14 protein-coding genes are annotated in these 18855 nt (G+C 65.9%); 6 read left to right on the top strand and 8 right to left on the bottom strand.

Going from position 1 to position 18855, the window contains the following annotated elements; translation table 11 throughout:
* Nucleotides 1-21: 21 nt before the first annotated feature.
* Together rho and trxA are read right to left on the bottom strand one after the other, a co-directional pair.
* A complete protein-coding gene (gene rho / locus ACLBKS_RS13340; protein ID WP_410193290.1) occupies nt 22-1287 on the bottom strand; it encodes a transcription termination factor Rho in 1266 nt (421 codons plus the stop codon).
* A gap of 268 nt (nt 1288-1555) precedes the next feature.
* On the bottom strand, nt 1556-1891 hold the full coding sequence (gene trxA, locus ACLBKS_RS13335) for a thioredoxin TrxA (RefSeq protein ID WP_410193289.1): 336 nt from the start codon (nt 1889-1891) through the stop codon (nt 1556-1558).
* A 130-nt stretch (nt 1892-2021) separates the two neighbouring features.
* Between trxA and ACLBKS_RS13330 the strand changes: the two genes are divergently transcribed.
* The 6 genes from ACLBKS_RS13330 (at nt 2022) to ACLBKS_RS13305 (ending at nt 12983) form a co-directional block, all read left to right on the top strand.
* Entirely contained in the window at nt 2022-4790 is a 2769-nt protein-coding gene (locus ACLBKS_RS13330; RefSeq protein ID WP_410193288.1) for a PD-(D/E)XK nuclease family protein, read from the top strand.
* Nucleotides 4791-4799: 9 nt separating this feature from the next.
* A complete protein-coding gene (locus ACLBKS_RS13325; RefSeq protein WP_410193287.1) occupies nt 4800-8183 on the top strand; it encodes a UvrD-helicase domain-containing protein in 3384 nt (1127 codons plus the stop codon).
* 104 nt (nt 8184-8287) lie between these two features.
* Complete coding sequence (locus tag ACLBKS_RS13320; protein WP_410193286.1) at nt 8288-9892, top strand: alkaline phosphatase D family protein; 1605 nt, start codon at nt 8288-8290, stop codon at nt 9890-9892.
* Between the two features lie 196 nt (nt 9893-10088).
* Entirely contained in the window at nt 10089-11258 is a 1170-nt protein-coding gene (locus tag ACLBKS_RS13315; protein WP_410193285.1) for a nucleotide sugar dehydrogenase, read from the top strand.
* A gap of 61 nt (nt 11259-11319) precedes the next feature.
* On the top strand, nt 11320-12165 hold the full coding sequence (kdsA, locus tag ACLBKS_RS13310) for a 3-deoxy-8-phosphooctulonate synthase (RefSeq protein ID WP_410193284.1): 846 nt from the start codon (nt 11320-11322) through the stop codon (nt 12163-12165).
* 128 nt (nt 12166-12293) lie between these two features.
* Nucleotides 12294-12983, top strand: coding sequence for a glutathione S-transferase family protein (locus ACLBKS_RS13305; RefSeq protein ID WP_410193283.1), 690 nt, complete (start codon nt 12294-12296; stop codon nt 12981-12983).
* Between the two features lie 23 nt (nt 12984-13006).
* Here ACLBKS_RS13305 and ACLBKS_RS13300 read toward each other — a convergent pair whose 3' ends face one another.
* The 6 genes from ACLBKS_RS13300 to ACLBKS_RS13275 form a co-directional block, all read right to left on the bottom strand.
* The gene (locus tag ACLBKS_RS13300; protein WP_410193282.1) at nt 13007-13381 is read right to left on the bottom strand and encodes a winged helix-turn-helix transcriptional regulator; all 375 of its coding nucleotides are present in this window, start codon (nt 13379-13381) and stop codon (nt 13007-13009) included.
* Between the two features lie 159 nt (nt 13382-13540).
* The gene (locus ACLBKS_RS13295) at nt 13541-14086 is read right to left on the bottom strand and encodes a MarR family winged helix-turn-helix transcriptional regulator (RefSeq protein WP_410193281.1); all 546 of its coding nucleotides are present in this window, start codon (nt 14084-14086) and stop codon (nt 13541-13543) included.
* Between the two features lie 67 nt (nt 14087-14153).
* Nucleotides 14154-15140 carry a Bug family tripartite tricarboxylate transporter substrate binding protein gene (locus ACLBKS_RS13290; RefSeq protein WP_410193280.1) on the bottom strand — a complete coding sequence of 329 codons (987 nt, stop codon included), beginning with the start codon at nt 15138-15140 and terminating at the stop codon, nt 14154-14156.
* An 86-nt stretch (nt 15141-15226) separates the two neighbouring features.
* Nucleotides 15227-15991 (bottom strand): SDR family NAD(P)-dependent oxidoreductase, encoded by a 765-nt coding sequence (locus ACLBKS_RS13285; RefSeq protein ID WP_410193279.1) that lies wholly within the window; start codon nt 15989-15991, stop codon nt 15227-15229.
* A gap of 27 nt (nt 15992-16018) precedes the next feature.
* Complete coding sequence (locus tag ACLBKS_RS13280; RefSeq protein WP_410193278.1) at nt 16019-18013, bottom strand: feruloyl-CoA synthase; 1995 nt, start codon at nt 18011-18013, stop codon at nt 16019-16021.
* Nucleotides 18010-18801: a crotonase/enoyl-CoA hydratase family protein gene (locus ACLBKS_RS13275; RefSeq protein WP_410193277.1), complete on the bottom strand. Its 792-nt coding sequence runs from the start codon at nt 18799-18801 to the stop codon at nt 18010-18012. The genes ACLBKS_RS13280 and ACLBKS_RS13275 overlap by 4 nt, the downstream gene beginning before the upstream one ends.
* Between the last annotated feature and the right edge of the window lie 54 nt (nt 18802-18855).

Here is an 18855-nt window from a genome sequence, read left to right as displayed (position 1 = left end):
TGCGCGAGGCAGGTTCGGGGGTCAGCCGCCGCGGCGCATCATGTCGAAGAACTCGTTGTTGGTCTTCGTGGCGCGCATCTGCTTGAGCACCATTTCCATGGCTTCGATCTCGTCCATGTTGTAGAGGAACTGACGCAGGATGCGGGTCTTTTGCAGGATCTCTGGCTGCAGCAGCAGTTCCTCGCGGCGCGTTCCGCTGCGCGACAGCTGGATCGAGGGGAACACGCGTTTTTCGTACAAGCGGCGGTCCAGGTGGATTTCGCTGTTGCCCGTGCCTTTGAATTCTTCAAAGATCACTTCGTCCATGCGGCTGCCGGTGTCGACCAGCGCCGTGGCGATGATGGTCAGGCTGCCGCCTTCTTCCACATTGCGTGCGGCACCCAGGAAACGCTTGGGGCGCTGCAGGGCATTGGCGTCCACGCCGCCGGTCAGCACCTTGCCGGAGGACGGCACCACGTTGTTGTAGGCGCGGGCCAGGCGGGTGATGGAGTCCAGCAGGATCACCACGTCCTTTTTCAATTCCACCAGGCGCTTGGCGCGTTCAATCACCATCTCGGCCACGTGCACGTGGCGCGCGGCGGGTTCGTCGAAGGTCGAGGCGATGACTTCGCCCTGCACCGTGCGCTGCATCTCGGTCACTTCTTCCGGGCGCTCGTCCACCAGCAGCACCATCATGTGGCTGTCGGGGTAGTTGGCGCTGATGGCGTGGGCGATGTGCTGCATCATCACCGTCTTGCCGCTCTTGGGCGGCGCGACCAGCAGGGCGCGCTGGCCTTTGCCGATGGGGGCGATGATGTCGATGATGCGGCCCGTGATGTTCTCATCGCTCTTGAGGCCGTCGCGTTCCAGGCGCATCTGCTCCTTGGGGAACAGCGGCGTCAGGTTCTCGAACATCACCTTGTGCTTGTTCTGCTCCGGCGCCCCGCCATTGACCTTGTCCAGCTTGTTCAAGGCGAAATAACGCTCGCCGTCCTTGGGCGTGCGCACGTCGCCTTCGATCAGGTCACCCGTGTGCAGGTTGAAGCGCCGCACCTGGCTGGGGCTGATGTAAATGTCGTCCGTGCTCGCGGTGTAGCTCGAGTCAGGGCTGCGCAGGAAGCCAAAGCCATCGGGCAGGATTTCCAGCACGCCGTCGGCGTAAACCGTTTCGCCGGCCTTGGCGCGCTTTTTGATGATGGCGAACATCAGCTCTTGCTTGCGCATGCGGCCGGTGTTCTCGATTTCCAGCGCTTCGGCCTGTTGCAGCAGTTCGGAAACGTGCAAGGCCTTGAGTTCGTTGATGTGCATGGGGTCCCTCGGTAGGGAGTCGGTGGAAACTGGGGGGAGGGTGAACGGGGAGTTCTGGGCAGAGTCTGACGCGGGTGGACAGTCTGCCGGATTCTGACCGGCGGCCGTGCGGGCCATCGATGAGCGGGACTGATTATGACAGGAAAAAATGCGAGGCCCACGCACTTCGCAGACGCATTCGCTGACGCAAAAAAAAGACCGCGCTCCAAGGGATGGCGGTCTTTGTCGCGGACTGTCGGCCCGGGGGCCGGTTCCGGGCGCGGCAGACTCAGGCAGCGAGCTGCTGGTCGATGAAGGCGGTCAATTGGGCCTTGCTCATGGCGCCCACCTTTGTGGCGGCCAACTGCCCGTCCTTGAAGAGCATCAGCGTGGGGATGCCGCGAATGCCGAACTTGGCCGGAATGTCGCGGTTTTCATCCACGTTGAGCTTGGCAATCTGCAGCTTGCCTTGGTACGTGCCAGCCACTTCGTCCAGCACGGGCGCGATCATCTTGCAGGGACCACACCATTCGGCCCAGTAGTCCACCAGCACGGGCTGGCTGGCGTTCAGAACGTCAGCTTCAAAGGAAGCGTCGGAAACATGCTTGATGAGGTCGCTGGCCATGGAAAGCTCCTTGATGTGCTGTGTATGGCGATGGATGTGAAGTACGGGTCTGGCCTAGATGGGTCGTGCTGCCTCGATATCAAGGCGAGCGGGCGATGCGGCTACAGTGCGCGGGATTGTGACAGAAAGCATGAACCATCGTTGGCGGCGCTGGCTTGAGACCGTCGCCGAATCCTTGCGTGAGCGGCAGGTCCACCCCGCCCGCGCGGTCGTGTTGCTGCCGTACGCGCAACTGATGCCCGTGGCAGCCCGATTCTGGGGGGAATTGCACCCCGCAGGTTTCGCGCCGCGCTTCGAAACCACCCAAAACTGGGCCCAGGCCCTCGCCGGCGCAGCCGAAGCCCATGGCGGGTTTCCAGGCCCGGAAGGCGTGGATTTGCGCTTCAAGCCCGCGCTGGACTTGCTGACGGCGCATGTGCTGCTGGAGCAGGCGGGGCTGGGCGCTCGGGCCGCGGTGGCGGCGCCGATGTTGCTCGAAGCCGCTCAGCAATTGGCGCCGCTGGCGGCGGCGCAGCCACCTTCCCAGCGGGCCGCCTGGGGGCATCGTGCCGGGCAGGCCGCGCGCACGGGCCTCGACGAGGGGCTGGAGGACGAGGTGCTGCGGCTGGAAGCGGCGGTGGCCCAGATCGCCGTGGCTTGGGTGGTGAATTCTTCCTATGGCAGCGATGTGTTCTTTTCATCGCAGGCGCGGGCTTCGACCGACTGCCTGCTCGTGGTGCCAGGGCTGCAGCCAGACCCGTTGGTGGAAGGGCTGCGCACGGCGTGGGGCAGCGCTCTCGTGGTGCTGGAAGCTCCAGCCAGCCCTTCCCAATCTGCTCCCGGGTCTGACTCGGATACCCCTGCCGGCATGCTTGCCGTCCATGCCGCGATCGATGCCGCCGACGAGGCGCAACGTGCGGCCGCATGCATCCTGCGTCATCTGCAAGCCGGTCGTGCGCCTGTGGCCGTCGCCGTGATCGACCGGGCGCTCACGCGCAGAGTGCGGGCCATGCTGGCCCGCCACGGCGTCCAAATGCGTGACGAGACCGGCTGGAAGCTGTCCACCACCCGCGCAGGTGCGCAGGTCATGGGCGCACTGCGCGCATGCGCTCGGGACGCTGGGAGCGATGCCGTGCTGGACTGGCTCAAGCACGCGCCGGCCTGTGACGAGACGGCGCTGAGCGCTCTGGAGGCCGCCTTGCGTCGCCAGCCCCGGCGCTTGTGGCGACATGCCTCGGCGGGGCTGGTCGATGCGTCGACAGCTCAGTTCGAGGAAAGTGGCCTGCAGGTCCTGCTGCGCGACCTTGAGGCCTGGCGTGTCGCCTTGATGGGGGGGCGCAGTGCGCGCACTCTGCACGAGTGGTTGGAGGCCCTGCACGCCTTGCTGGGTCAGTGTGGAATCTGGGACACGCTGATCCGGGACGAGGCCGGGCTGGAGGTGTCCCGAGCCTTGCACTATGTGCTGGACGAAAACGGTCATGCCGCGCCGCAACTTCCTCCGCAGGCGCTTTGGGCGCGGCGCCGGTGGTCCTTGAGTGAGTTCACGGGCTGGGTGGACCGGGCCCTGGAGTCCGCGATTTTCAAGCCAGCCTACCCCTTGCGTGAACAGGCCGTGCTGCTGCCCTTGGCGCAGATGCTGGGGCGTGACTTCGGCGCCATCGTGCTGCCGGGATGCGACGAGCGCAGCCTGCCCGCCGCGCCAGACCCCACCGGACCGTGGACCGCTGCCCAACGTGCCGCGCTCGGCTTGCCCACGCGCGAGGTTCTGAGGGCTGCGCAGCAGGCCGCCTGGGACGAAGCCGTGTCGCGTGCCTGTCCCATCGATGTTTTGTGGCGTGGCAGTGACTCGGATGGCGAACCGCTGTTGCCCAGTGCCCTGGTGCAGCAGTTGGCGTGGCGTGCGCGAGAGAGGCTGCAATCCGGCGCGCCGAATGGCGGGGGAGGGAACGCGGTCGGTGCGTCCGGGACCAGCGATGCCACCCCTGCGGAGGCATCGGCGGTGGTGGCGGGATCGGTGCCCGATCCGCGTGTTCGCCGCGCGGTGGTGCCCGCACCGACTCCCAAGCCATCGCCTCGCTTGGTGCCAACGTGGTCCGATGCGCTGCGGCCCATGCGGATTTCGGCCAGCGCCTACCAGGACTTGCGTCATTGCCCTTACCGCTTCCACGCCCTGCGTCTCCTGGGGCTGCGTGAAACCGAGGAAATGGAAGGGGAACTCGACAAGCGCGACTTCGGCCTCTGGTTGCATGCGGTGCTGCAAACCTTCCATGCCCAGGACACCCCCGATGGCGGCGGCAGGGCAGACCGCGCGGCGCGATTGGATGCGGCAGCGCAAGCGGTCGCCCGCGAACAGCGCTTGGCCGATGATGAGTTTTTGCCCTACCAAGCCGCCTGGCCCCGGGTGCGCGATGGCTACCTCGATTGGCTGGCCGAGCACGAGGCCGAAGGCTGGCGCTTCGCGCTCGGCGAACATCCGGCCGAACAGGCGCTGGAGCTCGTGACGATCTTCGGTCGACTCGACCGGGTGGACCGGGCCTCGGGTGCCCTGATGGTGATGGACTACAAGACCGAGGCTGAGCAGACCACCCGCAACCGGGTGAAGGAGCCACTGGAAGACACGCAGCTGGCGTTTTACGCGGCCTTGCTGTCCGGGTCGGGGCAACGCGGTGAGGTGGCCCTGTCCTCGCAGACTTCGCTGTCCGGCCCTTTGCGAGCGGCTTATGTCAATGTCGGTGAGGGCGAGACGCGGCGGCATGAGCAGCCGGAGATCGCGCAGGCTCGCGCGGCTTTGCTGGAAGGCTTGGAGCACGATCTGACGCGCATCGCCCAAGGCGCGCCCTTGCCGCCGCTCGGTGAGGGCCCGGTGTGCGACACCTGCGCTGCGCGCGGCCTGTGCCGCAAGGATTTCTGGAGTGAATAGTCCCGTCCGATGGAAAACATGTCCGTGAAGATGCAAGCGGCGTACGAACACAACGGCCGCCTGGTCAGCCGCGAGGCCTTTTACGCCATCGCTTGCGATCCGAGCCGGCATGTGGCCGTGGAGGCCTGCGCGGGCGCGGGCAAGACCTGGATGCTGGTCTCGCGCATCCTGCGCGCCTTGCTGGGCGAGCGGGGCGACGACGGCGCCCAGGCGCATGAAATCCTGGCCATCACCTTCACCAAGAAGGCCGCGGGGGAAATGCGCCAACGCCTGATGGAGTGGCTGGCTGAATTCGCGCAGGCCAACGACGACCGCTTGCGTGAGGAGTTGCGCGCGCGTGGTGTCGATGCGGCGCGCCTGGACGCGCTGGTGACGCCCTTGCGCGGCCTGCATCTGCGCCTGATGCAGCAGGCGCGGGGCGTGCAGATCCGTACCTTCCACAGCTGGTTCGCCGCCTTGCTGCGCAACGCCCCGCTGGCGGTGTTGGAGGAACTGGGTCTGCCCGCGGCCTATGAATTGCTGGAGAAAGACGACGAGGCGAAAGCCCAGGTCTGGCGCCCCTTTCATGCACGTCTGCTGCGCGAGCATGAGAAGGGCGGAGAGGCCCTGGCGGACTACCAAGCCGCCGTCGCCGCGCATGGTCGCAGCCAGACCGAGAAGGCGCTGGAAGCCGCGCTCGACAAGCGCGTGGAATTCGCGCTGGCCGACGCCCAGCGTGACGCGCAGGGCGCCAGCGTGCTGGAGACCTCGGTGCCTCGTTTCGAGGTCCTGTATCCGGAACTCGCTGCGGCCGACGGCGCGCCGCCGCTGGATGCGCTGCTCAGGCCTGGCACCTTGAGCGACGTTGTGTGGGAGGCGGCGCGCTTGCTGGGCCAGGCGACGCAGCCCAGCTTCCGGGACAAGGGCTTGGCGCTTGAACAAGCCCTGACGGCTGCCGATCCGCAGGCTGTGCTGGAAGCCATGTTCACCGAAGGCGGCCGGGGTGCGCCGCGCAAGTTCAGCGACAAGGTGGCGGGCATCGAACGCATACGCGACATTCAGCAGGAGGTGCTGCGCGTGCTGCAAGCCCAGCAGCAACACGAGGCCTGGATGCACCAGCAACGCATGACCCGGTTGGCGCGAATGCTGCTGGAGGAATACGCAGCCTTGAAGCGCGAGCGCGGTTGGGTCGACATGAGCGACGTCGAGCGCGCGGCACTGCACTTGCTGGAGCGCTCCGAGTTGAGCGCCTGGCTGCAGCAGCGCCTGGACGCGCGCACGCGCCACCTCCTGATCGACGAGTTCCAGGACACCAACCCGCTGCAATGGCAGGCCTTGCATGCGTGGCTGTCGGGCTACGCGGGGGTGGGGGGAGGTGTCAGCGGAGCGGGGGGGGCTCCGCGCCTGTTCATCGTGGGCGATCCCAAGCAAAGCATCTACCGCTTTCGCCGCGCGGAGCCGCAGATCTTTCGGGCCGCGCAAAGTTTCGTGCAAGCCTTGGGCGGTGATCTCTTGGCCTGTGATCACACGCGTCGCAACGCCCCCGCCGTGCTCGCGCGGGTCAACGCCGCATTGGGTCAGGCTCAGTCGCAGGGGGAGTACGAGGGTTTTCGCGCGCACACCACGGAATCCACGCAGGCCGGGGACGCCTGGATGTTGCCGTCGATCGAGCGCCAAGCCCGCGACAAAAAGGAGGCAGTCACGGTCTGGCGCGACAGCCTGCTCGCGCCGCGCCTCACCCCCGAGGACACCCTGCGCGTGCAGGAGTGCCGTCAGGCCGCGCACTGGGTCGCGCAGCGCATCCAGGCCGGGATGTCTCCCAAGGACGTCATGGTGCTGGCCCGCAAACGTGATCGATTGGTGGCCATGCAAACCGAGCTGCTGGCTCTGGGCGTGCCGGCCACTCAGCCAGAGCAGGCGGATCTCGGCGCCGCGCCCGAGGTGCAGGACTTGACCGCTTTGCTGGACGTGCTGGTGTCGCCCGGTCATGATTTGTCACTGGCGCGGGTGCTGCGCTCTCCCTTGATGGGCTCTCGCTCGGGTCTGGATGACGCAGCATTGATGGAGATCGCAGCGCGGCAGCGCGGCGGCAAGCAGTCCTGGCTCAATCTGTTGCAAACCACGCCCGCCGAAGCCTGGTCTCATCGGGACTTGCGCGAGGTGGGTCCGCGCTTGCAACGCTGGCAGCAGTGGGTGCGGACCTTGCCACCGCACGATGCGCTGGACGCCATCTACGCCGACGGCGACGTGGTGGCTCGTTACGTTGCGGCCGCGCCGGCGCATCTGCGCGCGCGCGTTCACACCCATTTGCAGGCGCTGCTGGAAGCGGCCCTGCAGTTCGACGGCGGACGCTACGCCACGCCCTATGCCTTGGTGCGGGCCTTGCGGTCGGGCCGTTTGCCCGCTCCCGCGCAGCCCATGCCCGAAGGAGGCGCGGTGCGCCTGCTCACCGTGCACGGTGCCAAGGGGCTGGAGGCAGAGACCGTGCTGATCCTCGATACCGACACGCCGCCCCAGCGCGCACAGACCATGAGTGTGCTGCTGGACTGGCCTGGTGAGGCGCCGACACCCCGAAGCTTCGTCTTCCTGGCCAGCGAGAAAGAGGAGCGCCTGCCGCCCAGCGCGCGGGACGCTCACGCCCGAGAGCAATTTGCGCGCAGCCGCGAAGAGTTGAACATGCTCTACGTCGCGCTCACGCGCGCGCGCAGGCAATTGCTCATCTCCTCTGTCCGGCCCCATCAGCAGAACACCGAGGGCAAAAGCTGGTGGCAGCGCTTGTCGCCCGAGTGCCAGCCATGGGGGTCGCCCATCCTTCAGTCGCATGCCGAGGGCGACTCCCCTCGGCATGCGCCGGCCCTCCCCGCTGCGGCCTCGTCGTCTGACATCGTGCTGCAAGTGTTGCCCGACATCCGTTATGGCCCCGTGCCGACGCCTGAGCCGCCTTCGGAGAAAGAGGCCTTGGCCGCGCGCATCGGGTCGGCCATGCACCGCCTGTTGGAGTGGACCGATCTGGACGCGGAGGATTTCAGCGCGGCTCAGCTCGAGCGTGTCGGCGCCGAGCAGGGGCTGACGTCCAGGCAGGCCAGCCAGGCCGCTGACATGGCGCGTCGCATCTTGCACGGCGAAGCAGCGTGGGTCTGGCGCAGCACCGACGTCGCGTGGTGCGCCAACGAAGTGCCGGTGGTGATTGACGGACAGGCAAGACGCATCGACCGGCTGGTGCGCCATCGGGATGCCGCTTGGTGGGTGCTGGACTACAAGTCCGCGAGCTATGCCCTGGCCGAGGCGGTCACGCGGGCGCAGATGCTCGCGCAGTTGCGTGCTTATCGTGACGCCGTGCGCCTTGCCTGCGCTGGCGAAGCGGTGCATATCGCCTTGCTGGACGCGCAAGGCCGCTGGGAAACGCTGACGTGATGCCAGCCAGCACAAACACGCCCACACTGAACGAAACCTGGGCCTCGAAACCTTGGCCTGTACACACAAATTTCTCAAATGCGAACGCACCCTAGGACACCCGCATGACCACGCAGGCAATCGCATCACCCCAGCGTCGTGACCTCATCAAGGCCTTGGCCGGCTTGTCCGGCCTGGCCTTGCTTGCCCCGCAGGCCACGGCAAGGGCCCCCGTGGCTCGTATCCGGTTTCGCGAGGATCCCTTTGCAGCCGGCATCGCGAGCGGGTCGCCCTCGCCGGATGGTTTCGTGTTGTGGACCCGCTTGTTCGGCGACGAACTGGTCGAGGCGGGGCCAGTGCCCGTGCGCTGGGAAGTGTTCGAAGAGGGTGGCGAGCGTCGAATGATCGCCCGTGGCGAGGCCTGGGCCGAACCCGAGCTGGGCCATGCCGTGCACGTCGAGGTGGCTGGGTTGACTCCCGACCGCTGGTACGGCTACCGCTTCATGGTCGGAGGTACGGTCAGCGCTTCGGGGCGAGCGCGCACCTCGCCCGCGCCAGGTGCCGCGGTGGACCGCTTGCGCCTGGCCTTGGCCTCCTGCCAACGCTGGGAGTCCGGTCACTACGCGGCCTACCGGCACATGCACGCGGATTCTCCCGACCTGGTGGTCTTTGTCGGCGACTACATCTACGAGCGGGCCGGTGCATCGGCCGGTCCCGACGAGCCGCGTCACCATGACCTGCCTGAGGCCCGCACCCTGGCGAGTTACCGCGCGCGTTACGCCCTCTACAAGAGCGATCCCACCTTGCAGGCCATGCATGCCGCCTGTCCCTGGCTGGTGACCTGGGACGATCATGAGCTGGAGAACAACAATGGCGGCAGCTGGTCTGTCACAGACACGCACGACTTCGCCGCGCGCAGAGCGGCATCCTACCAAGCGTATTACGAGCACATGCCCTTGCGTGCCGACGTCATGCTCAAGGGTGTGCGCGGGCTGCTCGCTGGCGTGGGGGGCTTGCACATCCATCGTTATCACGATCATGGACGCCTAGCGCGGCTCTATCTGCTGGACAACCGGCAGTACCGCGACCGCCCTTTGTGCGGCAGGGAGCCCACGGCGGCCGAAGCCAAAGTGTGCCTGCGGGAGGAGCCCGCGTCGCGTCGTTCCATGCTGGGACGCGAGCAGGAGCAATGGTTGGAGGGCGCGCTGAGGGAGTCGCGTGGCGCAGGCACGGCCTGGAACCTGATCGCGCAGCAAACCCGTTTCACCCCCGTCAACTATGCCCAAGGCTTGGGCGTGGCCGCGGGCACCGATGGCTGGGATGGTTACCCGGGCGCGCGTCAAACGCTGATCGATGCCCTGTTGGCAAGCGAGGCGCGCAACCCCGTCATCCTTGGCGGGGACATTCACAGGAACTGGGTGGAACAAGTGCACAAGGATCCCTATGCCATCGATTCTCCGGTGGTGGCCGCAGAGTACTGTGGCACCAGCATCACCTCCACGGTGCGGGGTGCATCCCAAGAGGCGGACGCGAAGGCGCGCCGTGCGAACCCCCATTGTTTGTTGGTCAACTCGCTCAAGCGGGGCTATGGCCTGATGGATCTGTCACCTCAGAAGCTGGTGATGTCCCTGCGTGTCGTGGACGACGCTGCTCAAGTCAATTCCGGCGTCGACACCTTGGCCACCTTCGTCACCGAGGCGGGGCGCCCGGGCGTTCGGCCACTGGTTTGACGCTCAGACCATGGCTTGCGCCGCGTCCCCCGTGGGCAAGATCGTGCCATCAAGTCACAACATTTGCTGTCTAGAATGTTCCGCCAGGCACGCCATGCCGTGCATCGGCATGCTCCGCGCCGCCGAGCCGCCCGCCGTCATTCATCCGGCCGCGTTCAAACGCGGCCATCCACGCGACCATTGATTGGGATACATCTTGAAAATTGCCATCGCCGGGACAGGCTACGTCGGCCTGTCCAATGCCGTATTGCTGGCGCAGCAACATGAAGTCATTGCCTTGGACATCGATCCGGCCAAGGTTGACCAGATCAACCAACGCCGCTCGCCCATCGAAGACCGGGAGATCGAGGACTACCTGGCGAGCAAGCCCTTGAAGCTGCGCGCCACACTGGACAAACAAGCGGCTTACGGGCAGGCGGAGTACGTCGTCATCGCCACGCCCACGGACTACGACCCGGACACCAATTACTTCAACACCCGATCGGTCGAGGCGGTGGCGCGTGACGTGATGGCGATCAATCCGCGCGCCGTGATGGTCATCAAGTCCACCGTTCCCGTCGGCTACACCGAACAGCTCAAGCGCACGCTGGGGTCCGACAACATCATTTTTTCCCCCGAGTTCCTGCGCGAGGGCAAGGCGCTCTATGACAACCTGCACCCGAGCCGCATCGTGGTGGGTGAGCGTTCGACGCGCGGGCAGGTTTTCGCGGATTTGCTGCGCCAGTGCTCGCTCAAACCCGATGCCGCTGTGCTGCTCACCGAGAACACCGAGGCCGAGGCGATCAAGCTGTTCGCCAACACCTTTCTGGCGATGCGCGTGGCCTTCTTCAACGAGCTGGACACCTATGCGGCCGTGCACGGCCTCGACACCCGCCAGATCATCCAGGGTGTGGGCCTGGACCCGCGCATCGGTAACCACTACAACAACCCCAGCTTTGGTTACGGTGGCTATTGCTTGCCCAAGGACACCAAGCAGCTGTTGGCCAATTACCAGGATGTGCCGCAGAACCTGATCCGCGCCATCGTGGACGCCAACACCACGCGCAAGGACTTTGTGGCCGAAGAGATCCTGCGGCGCCAGCCGAAGGTGGTGGGCATCCACCGCCTGATCATGAAGGCCGGTAGTGACAACTTCCGCGCCAGCAGCATCCAGGGTGTGATGAAGCGACTCAAGGCCAAGGGCGTCGCGGTGGTGGTTTACGAGCCCGTGCTCAAGGAAGACAGTTTTTTCGGCTCGCGCGTCATCCGCGACCTGGCCGAATTCAAGCGGACTGCCGATGTGATCGTCGCCAACCGCCGCGTGTCCGAATTGGACGATGTGCCAGACAAGGTCTACACCCGCGATCTCTTTGGCGGTGATGCCTGAGATCCTGGTGGGTCCGTGGAACGTAAAATCCAGGGTTCCTGTTCACTCCTGAGACTCCTCCATGTCCGTGATCTCCATCCGCAACCTTTCTGTCGGCAACGCGCAACCCTTTGTCCTCTTCGGGGGCATCAACGTGCTGGAGTCGCGCGACCTGGCGTTGCGCGCGTGCGAGGAGTACGTGCGCGTCACGAGCAAGCTGGGCATTCCCTATGTCTTCAAGGCCAGTTTCGACAAGGCCAATCGCTCGTCGATCCATTCCTACCGCGGCCCCGGCTTGGACGAGGGTCTGCGCATCTTCGAAGACGTGAAAAAGAGCTTTGGCGTGCCCCTGATCACGGACGTGCATGAACCGCATCAGGCGCAGGCCGTCGCCCAGGTCGTGGACGTGCTGCAGTTGCCCGCGTTCCTGGCCCGTCAGACCGATTTGGTCGTGGCCCTCGCCAAGACGGGGCGGGTCATCAACATCAAGAAGCCGCAGTTCCTGAGCCCCTCACAGGTCGGCAACATCGTCGAGAAGTTCAAGGAAGCGGGCAACGACCAGCTCATCCTGTGCGATCGCGGCACCTGCTTCGGGTACGACAACCTGGTGGTGGACATGCTGGGTTTCGGCGTGATGAAGCAGGTCAGCGGTAACCTGCCCGTGATCTTCGATGCCACGCATGCGCTGCAGCAGCGCGCCCCAGGGGCGGCGGCCTCGGGTGGACGCCGCGAGCAACTGGTGGATCTGGCCCGCGCCGGCATGGCGGTGGGCCTGGCGGGTCTGTTTCTGGAGGCTCACCCCAATCCGGACAAGGCCCTGTGCGACGGCCCCAGCGCCTTGCCGCTGGACAAGCTGGAGTCCTTCCTGACCCAGATCAAGGCCTTGGATGATCTGGTGAAGTCCTTCGTGCCCCTGGACATTCGCTGACCACGTCGTGCGTGACGGCGGGGCACTCCCGCCGCCGCGTCCACCACGGCTTGGGCGCGCGGGTCGACCCCAAGCCGGGCGCACGATCCATCGATGGTCCAAGGTCTGATTTTTGAACGAGGTACGACATGCTCAAGCTTTACATCGGCAACAAGAACTACTCGTCCTGGTCCATGCGGCCTTGGGTGCTGCTGCGCCAGGCGGGCATCCCCTTCGAGGAAGTCAAGGTTCGTTTCGACTCCTTCGAGGCGGATTCCGAGTTCAAACGGACCATCGCGCGAGTGAATCCGGTGGGCAAGGTCCCGGTGCTCACGGATGGCGAACTGGTCATTTGGGATACGCTGGCCATTGTCGAGTACCTGGCGGAGACCTTTCCAGACAAACATCTGTGGCCACAAGACCGCGCGCGTCGCGCGCGCGCGCGCAGTGTCTGCGCCGAGATGCATGCCGGGTTCACGGCCTTGCGCACCCACTGCAGCATGAACATCGAGGCCGACCTGTCCGAGGCGGGCGCCCGCATCTGGCGCGAGCAACCCGCGGTGCAGTCGGACGTGCTGCGCATCACGCAGATGTGGCGCGAGCTATTGCGTGAGAGTGGTCGCGAGGAACTGCTTTTTGGCGATTTCTCGATTGCCGACGCCTACTTCGCGCCCGTGTGCACGCGCCTGAAGACTTACGCCTTGCCCGTGCCCGAGGACATCGCCGCCTACATCGCGCGAGTTCATGCCCTTGCGGGTGTACGGGCCTGGGTGGACGATGCCCTGGCCGAACGGGACTTCATCCCGTTCGATGAGCCTTATCGTCAAGCCCCCGCCTGAAGCTCGCCGGTATGGCGCGCTGATCAGCGCGGCTTGCCGCCGCGCCCCTGGCTTGCGGACCATTTCGGCGCATAGGCCGTCATTTCACCGAGTCGCCGTGCCAGCTCAATGCCGGTGGTGGTCAGCAGGTAGCCTTCGGTGTCGTGGTGCAGCAGTCCCGTCGCGCGCAGCTCCTTCAAGCGTGTGTTGAGCGTGTTGGGTGTGATGCCTCCCACGCTGTCTTGCAGCAACCGGAACGTCTGTGCGTGGCCGTCACGCAGGGCCCAGATCACCCGCATTGCGTAACGAGATTCCAGCAGCGCCAACAGCTGTCCGACGGCCGCGCTGTCCTTCGTGCCCATGTCCTTGGCACCGGACTTGCCGCCGGCACCGAGGGTGTTTTTCGCTGTGCCGGTCATGGGTAGAAATGCGCGGTGAAACAGGCAGGTGCCTGGGCGGTGCGGAGGGAGGCGCAATATAGCGCAGTTTTCCGCGTGCTACAACATTCATAGCTAAGGGAACACCGCAGGCGTGCGAAAAGCACGAAGCTGACCGAGTGGAACCACGCCGGGGTGGCGTCAGAGGTAGATTTTTTCCATCAGACGCAACAGCGTGCGGCGTTCGGCCGCGCTCAGCCGCGCGGTCACCTGGGCGTCGTTTTGACTGGCCGCTTGTTCGGCCTTGCGCGCGAGTTGGCGGCCCGCCGTTGTCAGGTGCAGGCCCAGGGCACGGCCATCACTCGGGTGGGGTCGGCGTTCGATGAGCCCACGTTTTTTCTCGTAGCGCTGCAGCATGCCAACCAGATTGGGGGGCTGGATGTTGAGCACACTGCAAAGCTGGCGCGACGTGATGCCGGGGTTGTGGTGGATCAGCGAGAGCACGGAGAACTCGACTGGGCGGAGTTCATAGGCGGCCATGCGCGGCAGGAAGCTGGCGATGGCCGCGAGCGAGACGCGCCGCGCGCTGTAGCCGACCAAGGTTTGCAGGAAGCCGGTGTCCACTTGATCCACCGCAGACGCTAGCTCCTTGGGCGTGACCATGCGCTTGCTGCGCGCATTCTCGCGAGTGGGGGCCCGCGTGGCGCGGCGGCTTGCGGTCGATGAAGCGCTGGAAGAGGACGACATCAGGACATCATGAATGAAGAACGCCCCGGCGGGCTGTGAAGCACGGCCGGGGCGCGAACCGACACGATCAGGATTCAGCGGTGAAGCCGACTTTCTTGACCAGGGGGCCCCAGCGCTTGAACTCCGATTCGAGCGAGGCACGCATGGCCTGCGGCGTGCTGCCCGCCGCGACCAAGCCGATGGCGGCCAGACCGTCGATCACGGCCTTGTCCTTCAGCGCGGCCTGGATGGCGGTGTTCGCGGCGTTGATCACGTTCGCGGGCGTCTTGGCCGGGGCAAAGAAGCCGAACCATTCCTCGGCCACGATCTCGGGATAACCCAGCTCGGCGAAGGTCGGTGCGTCGGGTTCAGCCACGCGCTTGGGTGCGGACACGGCCAGGATGCGCAGTCGGCCGCTCTTGGCGTGGGCCAGCGAATCACCGGTGGGCGTGACGCAAGCGGCGATTTGTCCACCGACCGTGTCGTTCACGGCTGGCAATGAGCCGCGGAAAGGCACGTGCTGGAAGGTGATGCCAGCATTGACACCGAACAGCGATCCGACGAAGTGCGGCATGGAGCCCGCGCCGGGAGATCCGAAGCTGGATTTCTCGGGGTTGGCCTTGGCCCAGGCGATGAAGTCGCTGAGCGTCTTGACGTTCTCGGGAACCATCGGGCCGATGGCCAGCGCGAAAACCATCTGAGCGCCGATGGAGATGGGCGCGAAATCCGCCATCGTGTAGTTCATCTTCGTGTACACGTGGGGGTAGATCGTGAGCGCCGAGGCTTGCGCCAGCGTCAGCACGGAGCCATCGGCGGGCGAGGTCTTGAGGGTTTCGAGCACGATACGCCCGCCCGCGCCGGGCTTGTTTTCCACCACCGGGTTGCTCTGCGCATAGGAGGTTCCGCCCAGTTTGTCGGCCACGCGACGCGCCAGGCTGTCGCCCGCGCTACCGGCCGGGAAGCCGTAATAGATCTTGGGCTGGGCCACCTGCGCGAACGCAGGCAGCCCTTGCAAGGCTGCCAAGGCGGCGCCGCCGCCCAGAGCCATATTGAAGTGACGTCGATTCAGGTTCATGGTTTGTCTCCTAATGTGAAGTTGTCGAGGGGCGGAAAAGGCTTCCGACGCCGGGCAGATGGTACTGCCCGTGCCCCGGGTCGGTTCTATCGTGGCGCCATCCGCAGCGCGCCGTCGAGACGGATGACTTCGCCGTTGAGGTGGCCGTTGGTCACGATGTGGCTGGCCAGCCGCGCGAACTCCTCGGGCTCGCCCAGGCGCTTGGGGAAGGGAATCGAGGCGGCAAGCGATTGCTGCACCTCCGCCGGCAGTTCCTTTACCAAGGGCGTGGCGAACAGGCCGGGCGCGATCGTGCAGACACGGATCGCATGTTGTGCCAAGTCCCGCGCCATGGGCAAGGTCATGCCCACGATGCCGCCCTTGGAGGCGCTGTAGGCTTGCTGGCCGATCTGGCCGTCGTAAGCGGCGATCGAGGCGGTGAACATCATCACGCCGCGTTCGCCGTCGTCGAGCAGGGGCAGCTTGGCGCAGGCGGCGGCAAAGAGGCGACTGACGTTGTAGCTGCCGATGAGGTTGATGTTCACCACGCGGGCGAACTCCTCCAGTGGCGCGGGGCTCCCGTCCTTGGCGACGATGCGCTTGGCCGTGCCGATGCCCGCGATGTTCATCAGGATGCGTGCCGGTCCGTGCGCGGCCTCGGCCTTGGCGATCGCCGCAGTCACGCTGTCTGGGCTGGTGATGTCGCAGACTTGGAAGAGGCCACCGATCTCGGCCGCCACCTTCGTTCCAGCGGTGGCGTTCACGTCAAGCACGGTCACCTTGGCGCCGAGCCGGGCCAGTTCGCGCGCGGTCGCTTCGCCGAGTCCCGAGGCACCGCCGGTCACGAGCGCGGCTTGTCCTTCAATCTTCATGGTTGTCTCCTGGGGTTGCGCGGATCGTCACTCGGGTTTGAGGATGCCGGGAGCCACGTCGTCGTGCAGGGCCTGCACCAGCGCGTCGCGGTGCTTGAGCACGGCGCGCTGGTTGATGGAACCCTTGTCGGTGACTTCCCCCTTGTCAATGGACGGCGGTTCGGCCAGCAGCAGCGCGCGCGCGATGCGGTTGGCGCTGCCGGTGGCGCCGCGCGCCAGTTCATTGATCACGGCCTGCATGCGCTGGCGCACGGGGGCGCTGGACAACACTTCGCTCATCGGCGCGTCCGGCCCCAGTCCACTGACCGTGCGGCACGCAGGCGAGGGGAAAATCAACGCGCCGACTTCCTTGCGATTCAGGCCGGTCAACACCACGTCCTGCACCAAGGGGGCGCCGGTCACGATGACCTTGGCCCGCAAGGGGCCCACGCTGACGAAGGTGCCCGTGGCGAGCTTGAAGTCTTCCGCGATGCGACCGTCGAACTTGAGGCCGCGGTGGATGTTGTTCTCGTCGATCCACAGCACGGCGTCACCGGTGCAAAGGTAACCTTCCTCGTCGAAGGCCTCGCGGGTGGCGGCTTCGGAGCGCCAGTAACCTGGCGTCACATTGGGTCCGCGGTAGCGCACTTCGATCTTGCCGTCCACTTCCACCAGCTTGAGCGTCATGCCGGGCACCGGCACGCCGATGTCACCGGCCTTCACGTCCGGGCTGTTGACGAACATCGCCGAGGGCGCGGATTCCGTCATGCCCAGGCCCGTGGCCATGACGATGCGCTCGCCGATCTCCGCCTCGGCCGTGGCATGCAGGCTGTCCCAGACCGGTTGGGCCAGGCCCGCGCCCGAGTAGAAGAACATCTTCACACGCGACAGCAGCGTCTTGCGCAGCGCGGCGTCTGTCTTCATGGCCTGGGCGATCATCTCGAAGCCTGTTGGCACGTTGAAGTACACGGTGGGCGCGATCTCGCGCAGGTTGCGCAAGGTCTCGGCAATGCCAGCCGCCGTGGGCTTGCCATCGTCGATGTACAGGGTGCCGCCATGCATCAGCGTCAGGCCCACGTTGTGGTTGCCGCCAAAGGTGTGGTTCCAGGGCAGCCAGTCCACGAAGATCGGCGCTTCCTCGGCCAGCGCGGGCAAGGAGAGGGTGATCTGCTGCAGGTTGGCGCACCACATGCGGTGCGTGTTGATCACCGGCTTGGGCATCTTGGTCGAGCCCGAGGTGAAGAGGAACTTGGCGATGGTGTCGGGGCGCACGGCGTGCATGGCCACGTCCACGGCGCCCTTGCCGCTGCTGCGCGGCACCGTGTCATGCAGAGATTGCAGCGTCTGGGTCTTGCGGCCTTCGATCCGACCTTGTGCCAGCACCACGGTGACGTTCTTGCCCACGGTGGCCTGGATGGCCTTGCCGTACCTAGCGCCGTCGGCGGCGAAGACCAGGCCCGGCGTCAGCGTGTCCATCACGTGGCGCAGCTTGTCGTAGTCTTGGCTCACCGTGGCGTAGGCGGGTGACACGGGGCAATACGGAATGCCTGCGTACAGACAGGCCAAGGACATCAGCGCGTGTTCCAGCGTGTTTTCGCTGAGGATGACCACGGGGCGCTCGGCGCTCAGGCCGAGGTCCAGCAGGGCCTGTCCGACGCGTCGAGCGCCGCCCAGGGCCTGGGCATAGCTGACGCGGATCCAATCCCCCGTCTTGCCATCGGGCAGCTGTTCGCGGCGCGCGAAGAAGGTGCGGTCGGGCGCGGCTTCGGCCCAATGCAACAGATGGTCGCTCAGGCGGCGGGCGTAGGGGCCCAGGGGCAGCTCGGCGTCGACATAACGCACGGCGCGGCCTTGCGCGTCCTGGCTTTCGCGCACTTTGACGCGGGTGACGCCAAAGCGCACGGGGCGGTATTTGGCCCCCACGCTCCCCGCTACGCGAGGTTCGCTGCCCCCGACCGCAGGCTTGCCCTGCGCTTCGCTCGGGGTGGGGCTTCGCTGGCCTTGGGACGGCTCGGCGGCGTTCAACTGGCTTGTGGTGCTCATGATTTTTTCACCTTCACGGCCTTGCCCTCGAGGAAGGCGCGTACGCGGGCCTTGGCCTCGGGCGCGCTCTGGGCGATGGCGGCCATCATGGCCTCGGTCAGGAAGCCTTGGTCCGCGGGCTGCTCAGCGATGCGGGGCAAGGCGTGGATCAGGGCGTAGTTGGTCAGCGGCGCGTTCTGCGCCACGCGAGCGGCCAGTTCCAGGGCTTTCTCGAAGGCTGTGCCTTGCGGAACCAAGTACTGGGCGAAACCCGCTTTCTCTCCATCGGCTGCGTTGTAGACGCGGCCGGTGAGCATCATGTCCGTCATGCGCGCCGCGCCGATCAGCCGCGGGATGCGCACCGCGCCGCCACCGCCGACGAAGATGCCGCGCGAGCCTTCGGGCAGCGCATAGAACGTGGTGTCGTCCGCCACGCGGATGTGGCAGGCAGAAGCCAACTCCAGGCCGCCTCCGACCACCGCGCCGTGCAGCGCGGCGATGACGGGCACGGGGCCGTACTGCACGCGCTCGAGCGCGGCGTGCCACATGCGCGAATGGTGCAGGCCTTCGCCCGCGTCGCGTTCCTTCAGTTCGGAGAGGTCCAGGCCCGCGCAGAAGTGCTCGCCTTCACCCGTGATGACGGCGGCGCGCACGCCGCCTTCGCCGGTGGGCAGGTTCTCAAAAAGGTCGCGCAAGGCGAGGATCAGGCCGTCATTGAGCGCGTTGCGCTTGACGGGTCGGGAAAGGCGGATCACGGCGATTTCGTCGTGATCGCCGCGTCGCTCAAGGTGCAGGTCAGGGTTCGTCATCTTGTGTTTCCAATGGGGATGAATTATTGTTATGAGAAATAACCAATTCAAGCT

It is taken from the genome of Hylemonella sp. W303a (assembly GCF_046452315.1).
Lineage (GTDB): Bacteria > Pseudomonadota > Gammaproteobacteria > Burkholderiales > Burkholderiaceae_C > Hylemonella.
Note: the sequence above shows the minus strand (reverse complement) of the source record. Positions and strands in the feature narration are given on the sequence as shown.

Excerpts from the sequence above, each read along its gene's own strand:
- rho (WP_410193290.1), bottom strand. The coding sequence starts at position 1,287 with ATGCACATCAACGAACTCAAGGCCTTGCACGTTTCCGAACTGCTGCAA.
- trxA (WP_410193289.1), bottom strand. The coding sequence starts at position 1,891 with ATGGCCAGCGACCTCATCAAGCATGTTTCCGACGCTTCCTTTGAAGCT.
- ACLBKS_RS13330 (WP_410193288.1), top strand. The coding sequence starts at position 2,022 with ATGAACCATCGTTGGCGGCGCTGGCTTGAGACCGTCGCCGAATCCTTG.
- ACLBKS_RS13325 (WP_410193287.1), top strand. The coding sequence starts at position 4,800 with ATGGAAAACATGTCCGTGAAGATGCAAGCGGCGTACGAACACAACGGC.
- ACLBKS_RS13320 (WP_410193286.1), top strand. The coding sequence starts at position 8,288 with ATGACCACGCAGGCAATCGCATCACCCCAGCGTCGTGACCTCATCAAG.
- kdsA (WP_410193284.1), top strand. The coding sequence starts at position 11,320 with ATGTCCGTGATCTCCATCCGCAACCTTTCTGTCGGCAACGCGCAACCC.
- ACLBKS_RS13305 (WP_410193283.1), top strand. The coding sequence starts at position 12,294 with ATGCTCAAGCTTTACATCGGCAACAAGAACTACTCGTCCTGGTCCATG.
- ACLBKS_RS13300 (WP_410193282.1), bottom strand. The coding sequence starts at position 13,381 with ATGACCGGCACAGCGAAAAACACCCTCGGTGCCGGCGGCAAGTCCGGT.
- ACLBKS_RS13295 (WP_410193281.1), bottom strand. The coding sequence starts at position 14,086 with ATGTCGTCCTCTTCCAGCGCTTCATCGACCGCAAGCCGCCGCGCCACG.
- ACLBKS_RS13290 (WP_410193280.1), bottom strand. The coding sequence starts at position 15,140 with ATGAACCTGAATCGACGTCACTTCAATATGGCTCTGGGCGGCGGCGCC.
- ACLBKS_RS13285 (WP_410193279.1), bottom strand. The coding sequence starts at position 15,991 with ATGAAGATTGAAGGACAAGCCGCGCTCGTGACCGGCGGTGCCTCGGGA.
- ACLBKS_RS13280 (WP_410193278.1), bottom strand. The coding sequence starts at position 18,013 with ATGAGCACCACAAGCCAGTTGAACGCCGCCGAGCCGTCCCAAGGCCAG.
- ACLBKS_RS13275 (WP_410193277.1), bottom strand. The coding sequence starts at position 18,801 with ATGACGAACCCTGACCTGCACCTTGAGCGACGCGGCGATCACGACGAA.